We start from the raw sequence: 17,627 nt of genomic DNA, 5'->3' as shown, positions 1-17,627 counted from the left end.
TATTGATTAAATTCGTCACGGTTCTCGGGGATCGCACCTGAAAAATCGTGTGCGCCTCGGCAGTCGTTTACCGGTGAGACGGAGCGACTCAAAGCAGGCCACGTACGTGCCGGATGAATGTGAGCCAATCGCCTGGCTGGGGGTTTTTGTATCCGCTGCGCTCCATGGTCAGGGCCAGGGTTTTTCTGAGCGGGTGAGGCGACTGCATGATGGCTCCGTTGCGCTTCGCGAGTCTGAACATCTCCTGATCTGTGGGGAGTCGGCTGCTCTTCTGGCCGTTGCACCCCGCGTGTGTGGGAGCCAGGTTCCAGATCGCGTCCAGGTCGGGCGTCGTCCCCTTGCCGCCGGAAGGGAGAAGCCTCCTGAACGAGAGAGGGAACACATGGTCGACGGCGATGCTGTCGATGCCCAGCGTGATGAGGTCCGCGCAGATCAGGCAGAGGCCGCGCTGGAAGCCGATGACCGCGTCCGTGACGCCGGCGACCGATCGGCGGCGCTGTCGGTCGGTGATCTGCAGGGTGGTCATGTCCACGACGACACCCTCACGGATCAGGCTCTGGCCGATCCCGACGGCGAAGGACGTCTCCACGATGCTCCAGCGGGCTGACAGCTCGCCCCGTAGGGTCGGGGCCTGTTCCGACTGGGCGATGTCGCGGAGTTCCTTGCTCAGCCGGACGACCTGTTCGTGGGAGCGGCCGGTCACCTCGTAGAAGCGATGCGGCACCTCCGCTCCTTCGCCGCGCAGGTTGTGGAACTTCCGCATCACCATCCTGGGCATGGACTGGATGGCCGCAGCCAGCAGTTCTTCGGTGGGGCTTCCGAGCCTGAGCGATTCCGCGGCCTCTCGCTCGGCCACCGAGAGGAAATCCTTCTCTCCCCGTTCGCCCTTCTGGGATACCTGCGGTGCCTGGCCGAGATGCCGTACCAGCCCCATCGCGTACGGCACCGCCAGGTCCCGGAGCAGGATCTCCGACCGGCCTTCGGCGGCGGCGTCCAGGAGCGCGGAGCCGAGGGCGAACTTGTAGGTACGGGTGTTCGCCCCTACGAGTACGGCCATGCGCCACGAGGAGCGTGGGCTCTGTTCCCAATGAGAGAAATCCATCCGCCGCCACCCTTGGTGTGTATTTGCCGAAATACGGGCCATTTTCACCGCTCCTGTCGGGGAACGCGCACGACGGAGGAGCCCGGTAGTCTCTGGGCTTTCCGAAGGAAGCCGTACGTGCGCGAAGGGGCGGTCTGAGGTGGGGAAACTCGTGCGGGACAGGATTCCGGAGATCATTCGGGAGCATGGCGGGGAGCCGGTGGTGACCGTGCTCGGGGAGGTCGACTACCGCGAGGCGCTGCTGGAGAAGCTGTTCGAGGAGGCGGCGGAGCTGCGCGAGGCCGGGGTGACCGAGGTGGCGGAGGAGATCGCCGACGTGCTCGAAGTGCTGCGGGCCATCGCGAAGGTCCACGGGCACGAGTGGGCGGACATCGAGAAGGTCGCCGAGGTCAAACGAGTCGAGCGGGGGGCGTTCCTCGAACGCGTCTACCTCGAAGGATGACGGTAATCGGGGCAATCTATGGTCCTTCCTCCCGTCCCTAACGCGGCCCTCCGGAGTCCGGCGAATGATCAAAAATGGGTTGATCTTCTCGGTAGGGTGGACGCAGGTGCCGGTTCGAAACCGAGCCGTTCTGCGTGTGGGCTGTAGCGCAGTTGGCCGTCGCGCTTTCTCTGACAGGGGAAGAGGACGCTGGTTCGAATCCAGTCGGCCCCACCCCCGGGAGGATGACGTGGACTCCGAGACCGTCTGGACGGTCCTGCGAGCGCTTGGCGAGGCCAGGCGGCTCCCGCTGGACGATCCGGACCGCAGGTGGATCGCGCACGCGGCGCTCGCACTGGTCCGTGACGGGCAGCAGCGCCGCAGGCAGGAGCGTGATCATGCTGCGAAGGAGGCCGACGCCGCGGTGCTGGCGGCCACCGCGATGGGCAGTCCAGACCGGGTGATCGACGCTCCCATCTCGGAGAGAGCGGTGGGAGAGCCGGCCGGAGAGCTGCGCAGGGCGCGACGCTGCTACGTCTGCAAGGAGCACTTCACTCGGGTGGGCAGCCTGTATCACCTGCTCTGCCCCTCGTGCGCGGCCTTCAACGCGGCCCGTCGTGCGGCCCGTACCGACCTGTCGGGGCGGCGGGCGCTGGTCACCGGGGGGCGGACGAAGATAGGGCATCAGCTCGCGCTGAAGATGCTCCGTGACGGCGCCCACGTCACGGTGACCACCCGTTTTCCGGCCGACGCGGTCAGCAGGTTCGCGGCGGCCGGTGACTGGGGCGGGCGCCTGGAGGTCGTGGGGATCGATCTGTGCGATCCCCGGCAGGTCATCGCGCTCGGCGACCGGCTCCTGAGTGCCGGGGATCCGCTGGACATCCTGGTCAACAATGCCGCGCAGACCCTGCGCCGGCCGCCGTCGGCCTACGCCGCCCTGGTAGAGGGGGAGCGGGCCGGGCTTCCGCCGGGGGCGTCGACGGTGCCGGGGTTCATGCCGGGTCCTCCGGTGTCGCTCTCCGGTGACGGGAACGGTCTTCCGCTGCCGCCGCCAGGTGACGGGCTCCGGGATCTGTCGGGCCTTCCGGTGCCGTCAGGTGACGGGGCTTGGGATCTGCCAGGGCTTCCTGTATCCCCTTTCGGGGATGAGACCTGAGGTCTGCTGGTCTCGACTTCAGTGGACGAGGCCGAGCGACTGTCGGTCTCGCCTTCCGGGAATGTGAATCTGGGAGTGCCGGACGAGTCCGGTCTGCTGCCGGATATGTCGGCGGGTAACTCCTGGTCGGTGCGGATCGGTGAGGTGGACCCGGCCGAGCTGCTGGAGGTCCAGCTGGTCAACGCGGTCGCGCCGTTCCTGCTGATCGACCGGCTGCTGCCGTTGCTGCTCGCCGCGCCTTTCCCGCGCCGGTACATTGTGAACGTGTCGGCGGTGGAGGGACAGTTCGCGGTGACGAACAAGACCGGCCGTCACCCGCACACCAACATGGCCAAGGCCGGGCTGAACATGCTGACCCGTACCAGCGCCGCCGACCTGGCGCGGCAGGGTGTGTACATGTGCAGCGTGGACACCGGCTGGATCACCGACGAGAACCCGGTGCCGGTGCGGGAGTGGCTCGACCGCCGGACGCCGCTGGACGTCATCGACGGTGCCGCGCGGGTCTACGACCCGATCGTGCGCGGCGAGGCGGGCGACCCGGTGCACGGTGTCTTCCTCAAGGACTACGCGCAGGCACCGTGGTAGGCGGACCTCATGACCGGGATCGTACGGAGGTGTCTCTGGACGCGGGCGGGCTCGCGACGCTCGTTGGCCGGGTGCTGTCGCCGGAGGTGTCGGGCGGCTGTTCGTCAGTGGCAGTCCTCTCGGCCCGGCGGGTGCGGAGAGCCGGCGAGGCTGATCCCGGCGGATGGCTGCGGCGGGCCATGAAGCGGAGAGACAGGTAGGTTTCAGCCGGGTGGTGTCTCGCGCGCCCACCGGGGCGGCTCTCGCCTGGCGGCTTCGATCGCCGCGCGGGTGGGACGTCCGACCGAATCGGGGATCCGGTCGAGAGGGACACCGAGTGCCTCAGCCCAGAGGCCGCGCCAGGAGAGCCGACGGGCGGCCTTCCGCTCGGCGCGGTGACGGCGACGGTCGGCCTCCGCCCGGGCCGCGGACTCGTCCCGCAGCCACGGCGGGGTTTTCCGGAGCAGTCCCGCGACGTGGTCGGCCGCCCAACGGCCGCTTGCCGGGCGGAGCCGCCGGATCACGTCGGCGGGTATGCCGAACATCTCGGCCACGGACTCGTCGGACAGCCGGGAGGCCGCTCGGGCGGCCTGGTCGACGGCGGCTCGCTCGGCTCGGCGCCGCTGGGAGGCTTCTTCGACGGCACGCCGCTCCTCCGCGTGGACGGCTCGTCGCAACTCCACCTCCGCCCGCGCCCGCAGTAGCCAGGGAGGAGGTGAGGAGACCGCCTCGCGGAGGAGGGGAGCCAGTAGGTGACCGCCGAACTGGGGCAGCTCGGCTGGGATCATCTCAACGGGCACACCCAGCTCCCGTTCCGCGTCCCGGGGCGAGACCAGGAGACGCACGAGCTCCACTGATCTCGGGGTGAGTTCGGCGAGCATCACCTCCAGTTCGGCGCGAGAGAGGCGGGCATCCCGCAGGATCTCGGTGAGCGGTGGGACGCGGGGGTCCGCCATGCGGTGAAGGGGTCTGAGCGGTCCCGGCCAGACGCCGGCAGCGGCCATCAGTGCAGCGGTCCACAGGAGGACCCGCACGCCGTCCGCGTCGAGGGTGGGCTTGGTCGCCTCTATCTCCGCGCGGGCCGCGACGGCGCGTGCGAGGTTCAGCTTGCGGGTCTGGGCGGCCTTCCTGGCGGCCTCGGAGCGGGAGACCGCCCGCGCAGCGGCGCGTAGCTCGACGTCCGCGCGGACGTGGTCGGCCAGGACGTCCACGTCGGCGGCACGGTAGTAGCGAACGGTGAGGGTCTGGCCGTACTTCCGGATCTCCTCGGTGGCCACGGGTGCCAGACCGGCGGCGGCGATGATCCGTTTGAAGCGGTCGGCCGAGACGCCGAGCCTGGCCGACGCCTCGGTGATGGTGCAGCGGCGTTCCGCGGCGAGTAATTGCCGGAAGTGCTCGATGTCGGCTTCGGCCGCCCTGACGGAGACGGGATCGAAGGTCCGGTCGGGAAAGCGCCGGAGCAGGCCGGTCGTGACCGCGAGTTCGATCTCCCAGACGCTGAGCCCGAGCAACTGCCGGACCGCGTTCCTGCCCAGGCCCCGTGCCATGGCCACACCTCCCGTGTCGGACGCCAGTGTGCCGGGCCGCTACGACATTTCAGCGAGTCGTTATCTCGCGGCGGAGAGTAACCGAGACGTCGTCGTGGTTGTCGCAGACGTCATCGCCCTGTAGACCGCCGTCTTTTGGAATCCAGGGGACGGCACGTCATACGGATCTTCCCGGGTGCCGCCGGTTCTGGGTCGGTTGAATCCACCGATTCTCGCGCCGACGGGCGAGGCAGGTCAGCCGATTAGCAGCCACACCGTTGCTCGCAGGGGGCCGAGGCCAAGGCGTATCCGCTCGATCAAGCCGAGGCCGCCGCCCGCAGGGCCGATACCAGCAGGTAGCCCGGGTATCCTCGCAGCCGAGGATAGGCGCTTGTGTGGTAGCAGCTCCAGTAGCTGATCACCCGCTGTTCCGTCACTGTCAGGAAGTCCGGATTGTCGGCGAAGAATCGCCCGTAGGCGGCGTGGACGGCGGAGCCGGGCCGGTCGAGATCATCAAGCGCGCGGTGGACATCCTCCACGATCTCCACGACGTACTCTCCGACCAGTCGCGTCACGTACGGGATGACCCATGGTTCCAGTGAGCCGACGATCTGAGCGAGGTGGCGCTGCCGGACGAACCCGTCGTGGTGACGGGTGTAGAGGCAGTGCAGGATCACCCGCTGGACGGGGGACAGCGCACTGAGCGCCTCGGAGGTGGGTTCGGGATGGTAGATCCGCTCGGGAACGGTGACGCGGTCCTCGCCGACGGTCACCTCAAAGGACGTCGCCGGGCAGTGTCCGGCGATCGGCATGACCCCGACAGCAGTGCGAACGTCGTCGGCCAGTGCGAAGGGGAAGGCGCACGTGAGGGATTCGTTGAGCCCGCTGGCCGGTTCCGGCTGCCGCGGCTCGGCGCTGGCTCGCCACCGATAGTGGGCGTCGGGGAGGTTCTCCTCGTTGTCGCTGCCGTCTCCCAGCGCCACCAGGGTGAAGCCGTGCCGTTCGTAGAAGCGGCGGGCGCCGGTGTTCTGCTGGAACACGTGCAGGTTGAGCAGGCTGGGCCGTGCCTTCCTGGCCTGGGCGAGCAGGGCTGAGCCGATGCCGTGGCCCTGGGCCTCCGGCGCGACGTACAGGTGTTCCAGCCACTGGTCGTCCAGTGCGGCGAATCCGGCGACCTGGCCGTGTAGTTCGGCCACCCATGTCTCGTGGCGGGCGACCACGACCCCGGCGATCCAGGCCCGGGTCTCCTCGTCGGTGTGCAGCCGCGGCAGGTAGGTCATCTGGCCACGCGCGGCCAGGAAGACGTCCGCGATCCGCTCCGCGTCTCCGCGCCATGCCCGGCGTACGAGCGGTAGCGCGTCGTGTGTCACGAGTTCGACCATTTTGTGCAGCCGAAGGAAATAGGTGAACGCCTCGGAGAAGGACAGGGGGAGCCGAGCCGTACGGCACGCAGGTCAGCCAGGCAGGACCGCAGGATGTCCCGATGGTCGGGATGCAGGGCTCCGCCCCGGCGCAGGTAGGTCCATACGCAGCCCGCGACGGTCAAGTCCAGCATGGCCAGATCGGCCTTGTCCGCGGGCGGTACCTCCGGGAAGGGCAGCCGCTCGTACTGGGTCCACAGGGTTTGCACCGTTTGGTGCATCGCCTCGTGCGCGTCCGGGCCTGGCCAGCGCCAGCCGTGCCGGTAACGGTGCTCGTCGGCGGATACGGTGCGGCGATCGTGTTTTTCCACCGTACGGCGCAGCGTGAACGCCGCCATCTCCGCCAGCCGGGCTTCCCGGCTGGTCTCCAGGATGTCCAGCGCGCGGAGCAGGGCGGTCTCGTCCGTCCGTATCCGTCCGGCGCGGCTGGTGATGTAGTCCCAGGTCGCGTGGTATTCAACGGGCATGTAACGCTCGACCGCGCATCTGAGGGAGGTGTAGCGCAGGCCGTACGGCAGATCCTGATTCCGGACCCGGCGCGCGTAGGTACCGAAGCTCATGATGCCGCTCGGACGACTCTGCGGGCGTTCACCTTCTCGGGCACCGTCATACAGTGCCATGTTCGGATATGAACGGGCCATCGGATATTGCGGCACCCTTTGCTGTCAGCCCAGGCCGAGCGTTTGGTGTGGCCGTAGGGCGTGGGCGCGCAACGCGGCCTTGGCGGCGGCGGTGCCCTGCGGCGTGAGTGCGAACGGTGCGCCGAGCGGGCGCGTGGGGTGATGGCAGTCGAGTGCCCACAGCCGGTGGCGCATGGACACTCGTTCGTCGAGGACCGGTTGGGCGAGGCCACCGTGGGTGCCCTATTCCTGGCCGAGGACCTCAACCATGTTCCGATCGAAATCCTCGGCGCTCATGGGGCCGTGGGCGATCACGGTCGTGACCGTGGTGTCCCGGTGTCGATAGTCTCGTCGCGGGAAAATCGGTCGCCGGGCCGGGCGGTCTGCTTCTACGCTCGATAACCATGACCGTCGAGTGGGCCCCGCTGGGCAAGGACGATGTCGGGGCGTGGGCGGAGTTGCTGGTGGCGATCGATGCGGTGGATCAGGTCGGGGGGAGAGAGTCCGCGGACGACCTCGCCGAGGAACTCGTCAATCCGCTGCTCGATCCCGTCGAGGGCACGCTGGGGGCGTGGGAGTCCGGCCGGCTGGTCGCGTACGGGGTGACCATGGCTCGGGCCGCGGCCGAGCCGGTGCATCGGATGAGCCTGTGGGGCGGGGTGCATCCGGAGTATCGGCGCCGGGGGCTGGGGGGTCACCTGCTGGAGTGGGCGATCGGCAACACCCCGGCGCTGCACGAGCGGCGGTTCCCCGGGCAGCCGCTCGAACTCCACGTCGAGGTGGACACCCGCAACGAGGGGTTGCAGGCACTGGTTGCCAAGGCCGGGATGGAGCCGGCCCGGTGGTTCTACGGGATGGCCCTCGACCTGGGCGCCGAGCTGCCGGAGGTCTCGCCGCCGGATGGGCTCCAGATCGTCACCTACCGGGATGACCTGGAGGACGCCGTCCGGGAGGTGCGTAACCGCTCGTTCGTCGACCACTGGGGGAGTGTCCAGCACACCCCGGAGTCCTGGTGGAACACCATCGTCGGGGTGAAGGTGTTCCGGCCCGAGGGGTCCTTCGTCGCGCTGGACGCGTCGGGGGAGAGCGTGGGCGTGCTGCTCACCCACTATTTCGAGGCCGACACCGAGGCGACCGGGGTCCGCGAGGCGTGGATCCAGATCATCGGCACCCTGCGCGAGTGGCGGGGCCGGGGGGTGGCGAGCGCGCTGCTCGCGCACGCGCTGCGCGAGTTCCGCGTGCAGGGGTACGACAAGGCCGGCCTGGGGGTGGACGCGGACAACCCGACCGGGGCTCTCGGCATCTACACCCGCGCAGGGTTCGAGGTAGCGCACCGTACGGTCGTCTACGGGCTCCCGCTGGTTTCCTAGTGCGAGGTTCTTCATCGGAAGCGCAGATCCACACCGGTCCAGGAGGCCGGGGAGGCCGCCCTGACAGCCTCAGGCTCTCGGCCGCTCGCGCCCTCCGTTGAGGAACGGAGCGTCAGGTGGCCCCGCGGCGGGGAGCAGGCGTTCCGGCCAGGAAAAGCCCGGTCAAGGTTCGGAGACACCCCACCGGGAGGTCACTCACAGGGGAGACCGAGTTGGGTGTGCAACTCTGACTGATCGAAGTAGAGGCGCAGGCTCACGATGAGCCCGTTCTCAATCGTGCAGATGTAGCAGCAGCGTAGCGATATGGGGCGACCCGACGCCGTGATCACCTGCCCATCGGGCAACATGTACGGTCCCGTATGGGTGCCCACCATCAACAGTTCGTCAATCGCCACATCATCGACGTCAAACGACTCCACGACCACTGCGTGAACGTCCGGGAAGGCCTCCCAGAACTGTCTTAGGTATGAGGCGAGTTCTTCGTGCCCCTGGGACAGGCCTTCCGGGCTGACGGTCACCCCGATCGGACTGACGGTGCGCAGCAGCGCGTTCATGTCATGGGCGTTGAACGCGGCGGTGTACCTGTCGCGCACTTCCCGGGCATCGGTCATGGTGTTGCCCCCTCGCCGCGAGTGGATGCATACGACGCGGCTTTTTCTCCTCCGGCCGGCCACCTCTTAACGGAAGCCTGCTGTGTAGATTGCCGCGATGACCGGGGCGAACACCTCAGTGGAGGGCGCGAACGCGCGGCCGAGAACCTGAGGCTGTCAGGCCGGCCTCCCCAGCCTCCTGGGCCGCGGAGGGAGGCCCGCAGCCCGTCGGGACTGCGGGCGCCTTTCCTTCCGTCAGGGGCGAGCCGGTCACGGACGGGCGGCCAGGGCCGCGCGGGTGGCCGCGTAGGTGTCGACCATGCCCGCGCCCAGCGAACTCCAGATCCCGCATCCTTGCGGGTCGGCGGCTTTGGCGACCCCGAGGGGGTGGGCGCTCCGGCGCAGGATCTGCTCGGTGCGTTCTATATCGCCGGCCAGGCGGGGGTTGGCAGACCACATCAGAGCGACCACGCCCGACACATGGGGGACCGCCATAGAGGTGCCGTCGGCGGCGCCGTACCCACCGCCGGGCATGGCAGACGGCACCCCCACCGCTGGCGCCGCGATGTCCGGTGTGCCCGCCGGCCCCCCGTCCACGGGTGTGCCGGTGGCCCCCCGGGGGCCGCGGTTGGCGAACGCGGCGACCTGTCCGGCGCGGTCCACCCCACCAACGGTGAGCACGTCGGTGTAGCGAGCGGGGGCGTTGACGATGCTCGCGCAGCGCGGCCCGGTGTTGCCCGCAGAGGTGACGAAGAACAGTCCGGCCGCCCGGAGCGCGGCGGTCGCGGGCGCGAGCGCGCCAGGATCGCAGCCGTCCAAGGCGGTGCAGTGCCAAGAGTTGTTGAGCACGTGCGGCGCCCGCTCGGGCCGGCCATCGCGCCACGGGTCGCCGCCGGGCGGGAAGGGGGCCAGCATGAACTGCAGGCATCCCACGAAGGCCGCCGGGTTGCTCAGGTTTCGGTTTCCGGTCACGCAGCCCATCCAACTCGCGCCCGGCGCCACGCCCGTCCCGGTACGGCCGACTGCGGTGCCGGTTACGTGCGTGCCGTGGGAAGCGTGATCTGTCGGCGAGCGAGTGGCCTCCCATGGGTCGTACCAGGAGTCGTCGCCGCCGCGGAAGCCATCGCGCAGCGCCGGATGCCTGCCGTCCACGCCGGTGTCGGACACTCCGACCACCACGCCCTTTCCCGTGACGCCCAACTCCCTCCACACCCGCTCCGCGCCGATCATGGTGATGTTCCACGTCGGTCCCGCGGGTTGCGGGAGATCGCCACGCCGGGGCGGAGCAGGTTCGGGCAGCGGCCGCGGCCAGGGGCTGAGGAGTATCCGGTCCACGTCCGCGCGACCGGCCAGCATCGCGCCCACCAGTGGGCCGCCATCGACCTCGACCGCGTTGACCAGGTAATAGGGAGTGTGGGGGATTCGGTATCTGTCCAGGCCCCGCCTGAGGTCCGCCTGCGTGCGAGCGGCTGTGTCGACCAGCCTGCGATAGGTGGCCCGCACCCGTTCGGTTCGGTCGGCGACCGTAGCCAGGCCGGTCAGATCCGCCTGCTCTCGCATGATCACGAACAGGCGGTCGCCGTGTAGCCCCGGCTGCCCGGTGATCATGTGCACTCCGGCCGCGACCAGCACCGAAAGCCCGGCCACCACCGTTTTGCCCACCCGCCACCACCGTGGCTCGGCACCGACGGCGAACCTGCCGCCGCCTGCGGCCACCGCCAACACCACCCCGGTAATGAGCGCCGCGATCAGGGACCATCGCGCGGCGAGCAGCCCCCAGTGACCGGCGTCATACTCTCCCAGCAGCAGACTCAGCTGGTCGGGGGCGACGAACGCCAGCGGCCCGAACGACCCGGCTCCCAACAACAGCGCCCGTGGCAGCGAGCCGAAGAGCACGACCGCGGCCAATCCCAGCGCGGGCAGGGCAGTCATCATCAGCAATTGGCTGCCCGCTGGTGCCGCCCCGGCTCCCACGACCAATAGCACGACTGCGGCCACCAATCCGCCCCTCGCCAGCCGCATGCGTCCAGCCGAAGCCCCGGCGCCACGACGGCGTCACCGGACGCCCGCGCCAGGATGCGCGCGGCCAATGCGCCGACAGCCACCGCGGCCACCGCCGCCGACAAGGTCAGCAGGGGCCCGCCGAGTGCACCGAGCCACAGCCATGGCAGCAGCGTCACCGCCGCGACCACCACCGCCACCGGCACTTCCCGCCGCCACTGCGACGGCACTGTGCGCATGCCACGCGTGATGATCGCGTTCAGCGTTGTGGCGGCAAGCGCGAGCAGGACCATGTACGGCCTCATCGTGGGGAACGGCCCGTACGGCCCCCAGAACTCCCAGAGCCGCCGACGACCACGCCCACGCCCGGCCTGCTGACCGAGTCTCGGGAGCTTTCGAGCGCAGGGCGAGAGCCATGGCGGGAAGGAGAACCAGAAGCGCGTTCGCCGCCGAGACCAGTGGCCAGGCAGCGGACGGCCAGGCCAGCTCTTGACCCTGCGCCTCCTGCTCCGCCAGCCACGCGGTGCGCTGGATCATGACCGTGACGCCAACAGACCACAGCCCGACGAGGGCGGCGGGGAGGGCGGATGTCAGGTGTCGGATTTCGGGGTCGGCATGTGGCACTCGATCACCATAGGAACCACGACGACTCGGGTGACATGAGCCAGGTACCCGGGAAAACGGTGGGGCTGGCACCACCTTTTAGGACTTCTTAATCGCATGGCCTTGCCTTTCGGGTCGGTGGTTCCCCAAGGTCTGCGGAATTTAACCTCATATGGGCTGGTGGCAACCAGGGTTCCGGCGAGGGCCCGTCAGTGCCTGTGCTTCCTGCCGCGGCCCTGGGGGCGGCCCCGCGCGCCGGGTGCGGGGCTTGGCACGAGGCGGAGCCAGCCGCTTTGGGCCAGCATCGGCTCGTACACCAGTGCGCGCAGCTCCTCCAGGGCCGCTCGCGCGGGATGCCCCGAATCCAGCACCTCCGCGACGAACTCGGGCGCGTCCCTACCCACCGACTCGCGGAGTTGCTCCATGACGGCCTCGGGGCCGCCCAGCTCCAGCAGGTTGATCAATCCCTCGGCGAGTAGCAGTGAGTACTCGTCGGTGCTGAGATCCTCGGGGCGCAGCTCTCCGGTCTCCAGGAGGGCGGTCAGGACGACGGGCCCCAGCATCGGATCACGCCGGAGCCCCGCCCGCATCGACCGGCCGCCGGGGAGCGTCTCCGCCAGGGTGGGGAGCATGGCGGAGGCGCGGGTACGGAAGGGGCAGGCGCGTACGGCGTCCAGAAGCGGCTCGACGTCACCTCCGTGCGTCGCCAGCCAGCCTTCGAGCTCGGCCGCCGCGGTCTCCTGGGTGTAGTGCTGGGCGAGCACCCCCAGCAGTTCGGCCGCCGTGGCGTCCGCCAGTTCCCCGAGCAGCGGGGCATCCCGCCCGTCGGCGAGCAACCGCTCCCGTACGGCTCGGGTGCCCAGGGGCGTCAGCCGTACCAGCGGGCCCGGCTCCGCCAGGCGCGGCAGGAGCCGGGCGCGTGCCTCGGGCGGCAACGGCAGGTCGTCCTCGGTGAGCTCGCCGAACTCGCCGAGTACGCCGGGACGCAGGTCGCTGGAGTACAGCTCGTCGGGCACGCCGTGGCTCGGCTCGACGGCACCGAGGCCGGCGAGGGTGTCGAACACCGCGAGCAGGTCCCTCTCGGCCCGGCGGCGCCAGAGGTCCTGACGGAAGCCGTCCTCCTCGGGATCGAGCAGGAAGTACTCCTGGCAGGCCAGCCATACGGTCTCCTGCAGCCGGGCCACGGGGATCGGGATCGGGATCGGGATCGGGAGGCTGTACATCGTGTTCAGCACGTCGGGCAGCAGCAGGTCGAACGCCGTGGCGAGCATCGAGGAGGCGGCCCACCCGTAGGCGGGCGTGCAGATCTCGGTGCCCAGCTCGAAGACCGCCTCGAACGCGCGCCGCCACAGCGCCTCCGGGTCACGCAGGAGGGGGGCGGCCTTGGCCACCGGGACCAGGTGGCCCTTGCGCACTCGCACCAGGCCGGTCTTCTTCGCCCACGCCAGCAGGAGGTTCACCCGGGGCAGCTCGGCGGAGCTGCGTACCCGCAGATCCTGCTCCCCGGTGCCCAGCAGCGCCGCCAGCTCGCGGGCGTCGGCCAGCCGCAGGTTGCCGGTCTTGGTGAGGGGCCGCCCGCCCGTCCCCACCCAGCCGGTCAGGGCGGTCAGCTGCCGTATGACCTCGCTTTGGGCGGCCTCGGCGGCGAGTTCGGCGGCGGGAGGGAGGGCGACGGGGGATTGGGGGAAGGCCCGCTCGTCGTCGGGTCCGGCACCGGCGAACTCGGCCTCAAGAAGCTTGTCGAGTATGTCGGCGTCGAACCGTATCCGGCCCGTGTCGACATCGCGCTGGAATCTGGCCACGGCCCTTTCGTCGTCGAGGACGATGCCGTTGTCGAGGGCGGCCTGCGCCCAGAACTTCCCGATGCCCTGCCGGGCGGGGTCGGCCAGCGCCGCCGGGTACTCCGCCGCGGCCTCGGCCACGGCCGCCTCCAGCTCCGCCGGGGAGGCGCCCCGGGGGTCACGCAGGCCGGACGCGGCGAGGTAGCGCAGGAGCGTCAGCAGGCTTTCCGGCGCGGTGGCGAGGACATCCGGCTCGGCCGCGAGGTGCCGGGGAATCCATTCCAGCAGGAAACGCCGCACCTGTCGCGCGTCCCAGCAGGCCAGCCGCCCGTCGCGGCTGCGGTGCCGCGCGTCCAGAGCCGCCGCCAGCATCGCCCCGTCGGCCCGCATGCCGTGCTCATCCGCCCAGGCGAGGCAGCGGCGGGCCAGCAGGTCCTTCGCCGACTCGAACTCCTCGGCCTCCTCCGGATCGAAATACGTCCGCATCATGAATCCCCGTACTCATGTGTCGTGACCAGGCCGAGTCGCTCTTTCCCGCCGGGACGGTGTGCGCAGGTCGGCCTCGGCGCGCGGGATCCATCGTGCCATCATCATCACTGACAGTGAGGGATCCAACGGAGCCTGCCCGGGTGGCCGGTATGGGGCGCCGCAGCGGCCGCCGTCCCCCCGTCTCCCAGGAGAGGAGCCGGGCGGCGTTGACGCTCCGCGTGTGGAAGCTTGACCGCCGGACAGGGCCGATGCCCGCCTTCTCGCTGGATCGCCCACATGCTCGGCGCGTGGGCGGGGGAGTCAGCCGGGACGCTCGTCGGGACGTCGGGCGAGTGCCAACGGCGCGTGCCGACGACGGCATAGATTGTCCGCATGATCAGCGCGTGGGCGGTGGAGGCGGTCGCCGTACTGGCCGCGGAGATGGAGCGGACGCCTGTCACGCCGCTGCGCCGGTTCCCGTTGCCCGCCGGGTGGGAGGTGCGGCTGTGGATGAAGGACGAGTCGGCGCAGCCGACGGGGAGTCTCAAACACCGGCTGGCGCGTGCCCTGTTCCGCCAGGCGATCGCCTCGGGCCGGATCGCGGAGGGCACCACGGTGGTGGAGGCCACCGGGGGTGCGATGGCGGTCGCCCAGGCCTACTTCGCCCGGTTGCTCGGCCTGCCGTACGTCGCGGTGATGCCCAGGAGGTCCTCGGGGGAGGGCGTCGAACGGCTGGGCGGGACGTGCCGGTTCGTCGATCCGCCCCTGGCCATCTACGGCGAGGCCAGGGAACTGGCCGATCAGGTCGGTGGCCACTACCTGGACCACTACGTCTCGGCCGCGACCGTCGACTGGCACGGGGGGAGTCTGGCCGAGGAGCTGTTCGGGCAGGTGGGGGAGTGCCCGCACTGGGTGGTCGTCGGCGCGGGCACCGGCGTCACCTCCGCCGCCGTCGGCCGTCACCTGCGTGCCCATGAGCTGCCGGGTCGACTGGCCGTGGTCGATCCGGAGAACTCCGCCTACTTCCCGGGCTGGGTGAGCGGCGCCGCCGACTACGGCACCGGGATGCCGTCCCGGATCGAGGGGATCGGCCGGCCGAGGATGGAGCCGGGGTTCGTCCCCGATCTCGTCGACCTGGTGGTGCCGGTGCCGGACGCCGCCAGTGTGGCCGCCGCCCGCCGGGTGCGCCGGGAGACCGGGCTGACGGTCGGCGGTGCCACGGGCACGAACCTGTGGGGTGCGCTGGAACTCGTCACGCGGATGCGCGCCCAGGGTGTCCGGGGCGACGTGGTGACCGTGATCGGCGACGCCGGCGCGCGCCACCTGCGGACCTGCCACGACGATGGCTGGGCGGAGGACAGGGGGCTGGACTGGCGGCCGTACGCGGCGCGGCTGGAAGGCCTGCTCGATCATGGGGAGTGCTGGACGACTTCGTGAGACACGAGGGTGGGACGTCCCGCACCCGACTGTGCGGGACGTTCCACCGTTGAGCGCGGGTGAGCTCCTACCGGGAGGCGCTCACCCGCGTTCTCCCCGTCAGTGGCCGTGGTTGTGCTCGTACATGCCCTTTTCCGGGATGGTGCTGGAGACCACGGCTTCGTAGGACTTGCCGCGGGGGTTGGGGCGGGGGTCGACGAGGCCGGCGCACTGGCCGCTGCCGGTGATCTGGTTGGACACCCCGGCGTTGGACGGCGCGGGCGTGTTGCCGCCGCAGGCGAGCGCGCCGCGGACGCTGGTGCCCGCCATCACGAGCGCGTCGACGGTGGTGTTGTTGTTCAGCACCGCCGCGCCCCTGAGGTCGGAGCCGGCGACGATCAGCTGGCCGGTGGTGCCGGAGACGGTGACCGCGCCGTTGATCCGCGCCTTGAGCAGGTGCACCTCGGCGGCGGCGGACGAGGTGACCGCTCCGTTGATCGTGCCGCCGGTCACCACCAGGGACGCGCCGGCGGAGACGGTCACCCCGCCGTTGATCCGGGCGTCGTTCAGGCAGGTGACGCCGGAGCGGACAACGAGCGTCCCGTTCCTGGTGCCGGTGACCGTGGTGGTGCAGGCGGGCGGCGCCGCGAGGGTGGTGACCGTGAAGCTCCTGGCCGTGCCGTGGTTGCCGCTGGGGTCGATCGAGCGGTACTCGACGGTGTGCCTGCCGCGTGGCAGCTTGCCGAACGTGAGGCTGTCGATGACGGTGCCGCTCTCGCTGAACGTCCACGGCAGGTCGGCGGAGGTCGGCCAGCCGAAGTAGTTGAACCAGCCGTCGCCGTCCACCCGGGACTCGCTCACCACGTACCCGTCCTGGTCGTCGTCGCCGGTGAGCCTCATGGTGAAGGGGCCGTTGTAGACGTGGGTGTCGCCGGAGGTGACCAGCGGCTCGGAGAGCTGGTAGCCGGTGGTGGGCGGCGTGTTGTCGACGGTCCAGGACCGGGTGTCGCCGCCGGAGGTGGCGGTGAGGGTGTGGTTGCCGGGGGTGAGCGTGAGCGCGCCCAGATCCAGGTCCCCGTCGCTCTCGTCGAGCCGCGCGCCGTCCAGCGTCCAGGTGACGGCGGGGACGCTGTCGTCGGGGTGGGTGGTCTCGACGTAGACCACCTCGTCGTGGCCGACGGCCTGGTTGGTGGGCGTGGAGGAGAGCAGACCGGCGCCGACCGCGGTGGGGACGGTGGTCACGGTCGTGTCCACGGTCCAGGTGCGGGTCGCGGTGAGGGCACCGGAGCGGATGGCCGGGTCCCGTACGAAGCCGGTCGGGTCGGCGACGGTCGCCTTCACCGTGTGCGTGCCGGCCGGCAGGTTCAGTGTGCGGAGGTCGAGCGCGGTGCCCTCACCCGGCAGTTCGGTGCCGTCGACGCTCCAGGTGGTGGTCAGCGAGTGGCTGTTGGGGTGCAGCGGTTCCACCCAGAGCACCCGGTCGGCGCCGACCGGCGACGTGGTGGGCGTGCCGTCCTGGATGAGGCCGACCTTGGCGGAGATCTTCTGGGTCATGACCTCACGGCTGACCTGGTCGTAGTAGTAGCCCAGCGTCCTCATGATGGAGTGCTCGCTGGGCCGCCAGACGCCTTTGCCGAAGTACAGGCCGCCCTCGTGGCGGCTGATGGTGCCGCCCGCCTCGCTCGGCTCGCCCAGCCAGCGCCACCACTTCTTCCGCTGGTCGGCGATCTGCTGCTCGGTCAGCAGGGTGTGGTGTACGGAGCCTGGCTCGGCCCCGGCGTAGGTGCCGCCCTCCACGCCGCGCGTGTAGTAGGTGTACTCGTCCTGCAGGCCGCCCAGCGAGTGGCCGATCTCGTGCGGCGCGATGAGGGCCGACATCGAGTTGTGGCCGGAGGAGGTGGCGTAGGCGCCGCCCGCTCCGCCGTAGGTTCCGCTGTTGCCCAGGGCCAGGATCTGCCGGTTGGCGCTGCTGGTCCCGGCCACCAGGTTGGCGTACGTGTTGGCCGCCGAGTTGCTCATGGTGATCAGCCGCTGGACGCTGGCGGGGTTGCAGCCACCCCAGAAGGCCATGCTCAGCGGGGTGTTCTTCTTGCCGGAGGCCAGGTCGGGGTCACAGCCGATGCCGGACTCGCCGGAGACGATGTCCACCCGGTAGACGTTGAAGTAGTTGCGGTAGGACTTGTACGGCTCGATGGACCACATCACGTTGAGCTGCTGATCGGTGTCGGCGGCGAACGTGGACTGCTCGTTCTCGGTGTAGCCGTCGCCCATGATGATCAGATTGAACCGCTTGGCCGGGGCTCCGGTGACCTGGAGCGGCACCACGGTGGCGCTGCCGACGGCGGCGTCGGCGGCGTTGGCGGGGGCTACCGGAGTGAGCAGGGCGGCGGTCATCGAGACGGCCGCCAAGGCGGTGAGCGGCCTGGTGATACGCATGGTGGGGGGAACCTCCAGGGGGTGGTCGGGGCGGCCCCGCACGGTCGTGCGTCGGCGCCCCGGGCATTCATTTCAAACAGGGATTCATGGGCTCATTTGGTGGAGCAGCGGGCGCTCGCCCAAGGCGCCCGGGGACCGGTGCGGACCTCGAT

Annotated in this window: 14 protein-coding genes and 1 tRNA gene; 6 read left to right on the top strand and 9 right to left on the bottom strand. The window is 70.1% G+C overall.

Annotation, left to right across the window (positions count from 1 at the left end; genetic code table 11):
- Positions 1–88 precede the first annotated feature (88 nt).
- Positions 89–1,057: a hypothetical protein gene (locus ACWD3H_RS25905; RefSeq protein ID WP_451956823.1), complete on the bottom strand. Its 969-nt coding sequence runs from the start codon at positions 1,055–1,057 to the stop codon at positions 89–91.
- Between the two features lie 196 nt (positions 1,058–1,253).
- On the opposite strand from ACWD3H_RS25905, the gene ACWD3H_RS25900 reads away from it, so the two are divergent.
- The 4 genes from ACWD3H_RS25900 (at position 1,254) to ACWD3H_RS25885 (ending at position 3,264) form a co-directional block, all read left to right on the top strand.
- A complete protein-coding gene (locus ACWD3H_RS25900) occupies positions 1,254–1,544 on the top strand; it encodes a nucleoside triphosphate pyrophosphohydrolase (protein WP_451956822.1) in 291 nt (96 codons plus the stop codon).
- Positions 1,545–1,682: 138 nt separating this feature from the next.
- Positions 1,683–1,757 (top strand) — tRNA-Val (locus ACWD3H_RS25895).
- Between the two features lie 16 nt (positions 1,758–1,773).
- Positions 1,774–2,679, top strand: coding sequence for an SDR family NAD(P)-dependent oxidoreductase (locus tag ACWD3H_RS25890; protein WP_451956821.1), 906 nt, complete (start codon positions 1,774–1,776; stop codon positions 2,677–2,679).
- A gap of 75 nt (positions 2,680–2,754) precedes the next feature.
- Positions 2,755–3,264, top strand: a complete 510-nt coding sequence (locus ACWD3H_RS25885; RefSeq protein WP_451956820.1) for an SDR family oxidoreductase — start codon at positions 2,755–2,757, stop codon at positions 3,262–3,264.
- A 203-nt stretch (positions 3,265–3,467) separates the two neighbouring features.
- Here ACWD3H_RS25885 and ACWD3H_RS25880 read toward each other — a convergent pair whose 3' ends face one another.
- The 3 genes from ACWD3H_RS25880 to ACWD3H_RS25870 all read right to left on the bottom strand — a co-directional run bounded on the left by ACWD3H_RS25880 (position 3,468) and on the right by ACWD3H_RS25870 (position 6,750).
- The gene (locus tag ACWD3H_RS25880) at positions 3,468–4,790 is read right to left on the bottom strand and encodes a hypothetical protein (RefSeq protein WP_451956819.1); all 1,323 of its coding nucleotides are present in this window, start codon (positions 4,788–4,790) and stop codon (positions 3,468–3,470) included.
- A gap of 296 nt (positions 4,791–5,086) precedes the next feature.
- Positions 5,087–6,151 carry an N-acetyltransferase family protein gene (locus ACWD3H_RS25875; RefSeq protein ID WP_451956818.1) on the bottom strand — a complete coding sequence of 355 codons (1,065 nt, stop codon included), beginning with the start codon at positions 6,149–6,151 and terminating at the stop codon, positions 5,087–5,089.
- Entirely contained in the window at positions 6,136–6,750 is a 615-nt protein-coding gene (locus tag ACWD3H_RS25870; protein ID WP_451956817.1) for a hypothetical protein, read from the bottom strand. The genes ACWD3H_RS25875 and ACWD3H_RS25870 overlap by 16 nt, the downstream gene beginning before the upstream one ends.
- Positions 6,751–7,214: 464 nt before the next feature.
- Here ACWD3H_RS25870 and ACWD3H_RS25865 point away from each other — a divergent pair, with 464 nt between their 5' ends.
- On the top strand, positions 7,215–8,180 hold the full coding sequence (locus tag ACWD3H_RS25865; protein ID WP_451956816.1) for a GNAT family N-acetyltransferase: 966 nt from the start codon (positions 7,215–7,217) through the stop codon (positions 8,178–8,180).
- Positions 8,181–8,371: 191 nt separating this feature from the next.
- Here ACWD3H_RS25865 and ACWD3H_RS25860 read toward each other — a convergent pair whose 3' ends face one another.
- The 4 genes from ACWD3H_RS25860 to ACWD3H_RS25845 all read right to left on the bottom strand — a co-directional run bounded on the left by ACWD3H_RS25860 (position 8,372) and on the right by ACWD3H_RS25845 (position 13,644).
- Entirely contained in the window at positions 8,372–8,791 is a 420-nt protein-coding gene (locus ACWD3H_RS25860) for an ester cyclase (protein ID WP_451956815.1), read from the bottom strand.
- 249 nt (positions 8,792–9,040) lie between these two features.
- On the bottom strand, positions 9,041–10,705 hold the full coding sequence (locus tag ACWD3H_RS25855; RefSeq protein WP_451956814.1) for a S8 family serine peptidase: 1,665 nt from the start codon (positions 10,703–10,705) through the stop codon (positions 9,041–9,043).
- A complete protein-coding gene (locus ACWD3H_RS25850) occupies positions 10,705–11,064 on the bottom strand; it encodes a hypothetical protein (RefSeq protein WP_451956813.1) in 360 nt (119 codons plus the stop codon). Before ACWD3H_RS25850 ends, ACWD3H_RS25855 begins: the two co-directional genes overlap by 1 nt.
- Positions 11,065–11,583: 519 nt before the next feature.
- Entirely contained in the window at positions 11,584–13,644 is a 2,061-nt protein-coding gene (locus ACWD3H_RS25845) for a hypothetical protein (protein WP_451956812.1), read from the bottom strand.
- 372 nt (positions 13,645–14,016) lie between these two features.
- Between ACWD3H_RS25845 and ACWD3H_RS25840 the strand changes: the two genes are divergently transcribed.
- Positions 14,017–15,060 carry a PLP-dependent cysteine synthase family protein gene (locus ACWD3H_RS25840; RefSeq protein WP_451956811.1) on the top strand — a complete coding sequence of 348 codons (1,044 nt, stop codon included), beginning with the start codon at positions 14,017–14,019 and terminating at the stop codon, positions 15,058–15,060.
- Positions 15,061–15,159: 99 nt separating this feature from the next.
- Here ACWD3H_RS25840 and ACWD3H_RS25835 read toward each other — a convergent pair whose 3' ends face one another.
- A complete protein-coding gene (locus ACWD3H_RS25835; RefSeq protein WP_451956810.1) occupies positions 15,160–17,475 on the bottom strand; it encodes a M64 family metallopeptidase in 2,316 nt (771 codons plus the stop codon).
- Positions 17,476–17,627 lie beyond the last annotated feature (152 nt).

This window comes from Streptosporangium sp. NPDC002607, assembly GCF_053592655.1.
The sequence above is the reverse complement of the archived record's forward strand: the minus strand, read 5'-3'. Positions and strand labels throughout refer to the sequence as shown.

Excerpts from the sequence above, each read along its gene's own strand:
- ACWD3H_RS25905 (WP_451956823.1), bottom strand. The coding sequence starts at position 1,057 with ATGGCCGTACTCGTAGGGGCGAACACCCGTACCTACAAGTTCGCCCTC.
- ACWD3H_RS25880 (WP_451956819.1), bottom strand. The coding sequence starts at position 4,790 with ATGGCACGGGGCCTGGGCAGGAACGCGGTCCGGCAGTTGCTCGGGCTC.
- ACWD3H_RS25875 (WP_451956818.1), bottom strand. The coding sequence starts at position 6,151 with ATGGTCGAACTCGTGACACACGACGCGCTACCGCTCGTACGCCGGGCA.
- ACWD3H_RS25870 (WP_451956817.1), bottom strand. The coding sequence starts at position 6,750 with ATGAGCTTCGGTACCTACGCGCGCCGGGTCCGGAATCAGGATCTGCCG.
- ACWD3H_RS25865 (WP_451956816.1), top strand. The coding sequence starts at position 7,215 with ATGACCGTCGAGTGGGCCCCGCTGGGCAAGGACGATGTCGGGGCGTGG.
- ACWD3H_RS25860 (WP_451956815.1), bottom strand. The coding sequence starts at position 8,791 with ATGACCGATGCCCGGGAAGTGCGCGACAGGTACACCGCCGCGTTCAAC.
- ACWD3H_RS25855 (WP_451956814.1), bottom strand. The coding sequence starts at position 10,705 with ATGATGACTGCCCTGCCCGCGCTGGGATTGGCCGCGGTCGTGCTCTTC.
- ACWD3H_RS25850 (WP_451956813.1), bottom strand. The coding sequence starts at position 11,064 with ATGGTCCTGCTCGCGCTTGCCGCCACAACGCTGAACGCGATCATCACG.
- ACWD3H_RS25845 (WP_451956812.1), bottom strand. The coding sequence starts at position 13,644 with ATGATGCGGACGTATTTCGATCCGGAGGAGGCCGAGGAGTTCGAGTCG.
- ACWD3H_RS25840 (WP_451956811.1), top strand. The coding sequence starts at position 14,017 with ATGATCAGCGCGTGGGCGGTGGAGGCGGTCGCCGTACTGGCCGCGGAG.
- ACWD3H_RS25835 (WP_451956810.1), bottom strand. The coding sequence starts at position 17,475 with ATGCGTATCACCAGGCCGCTCACCGCCTTGGCGGCCGTCTCGATGACC.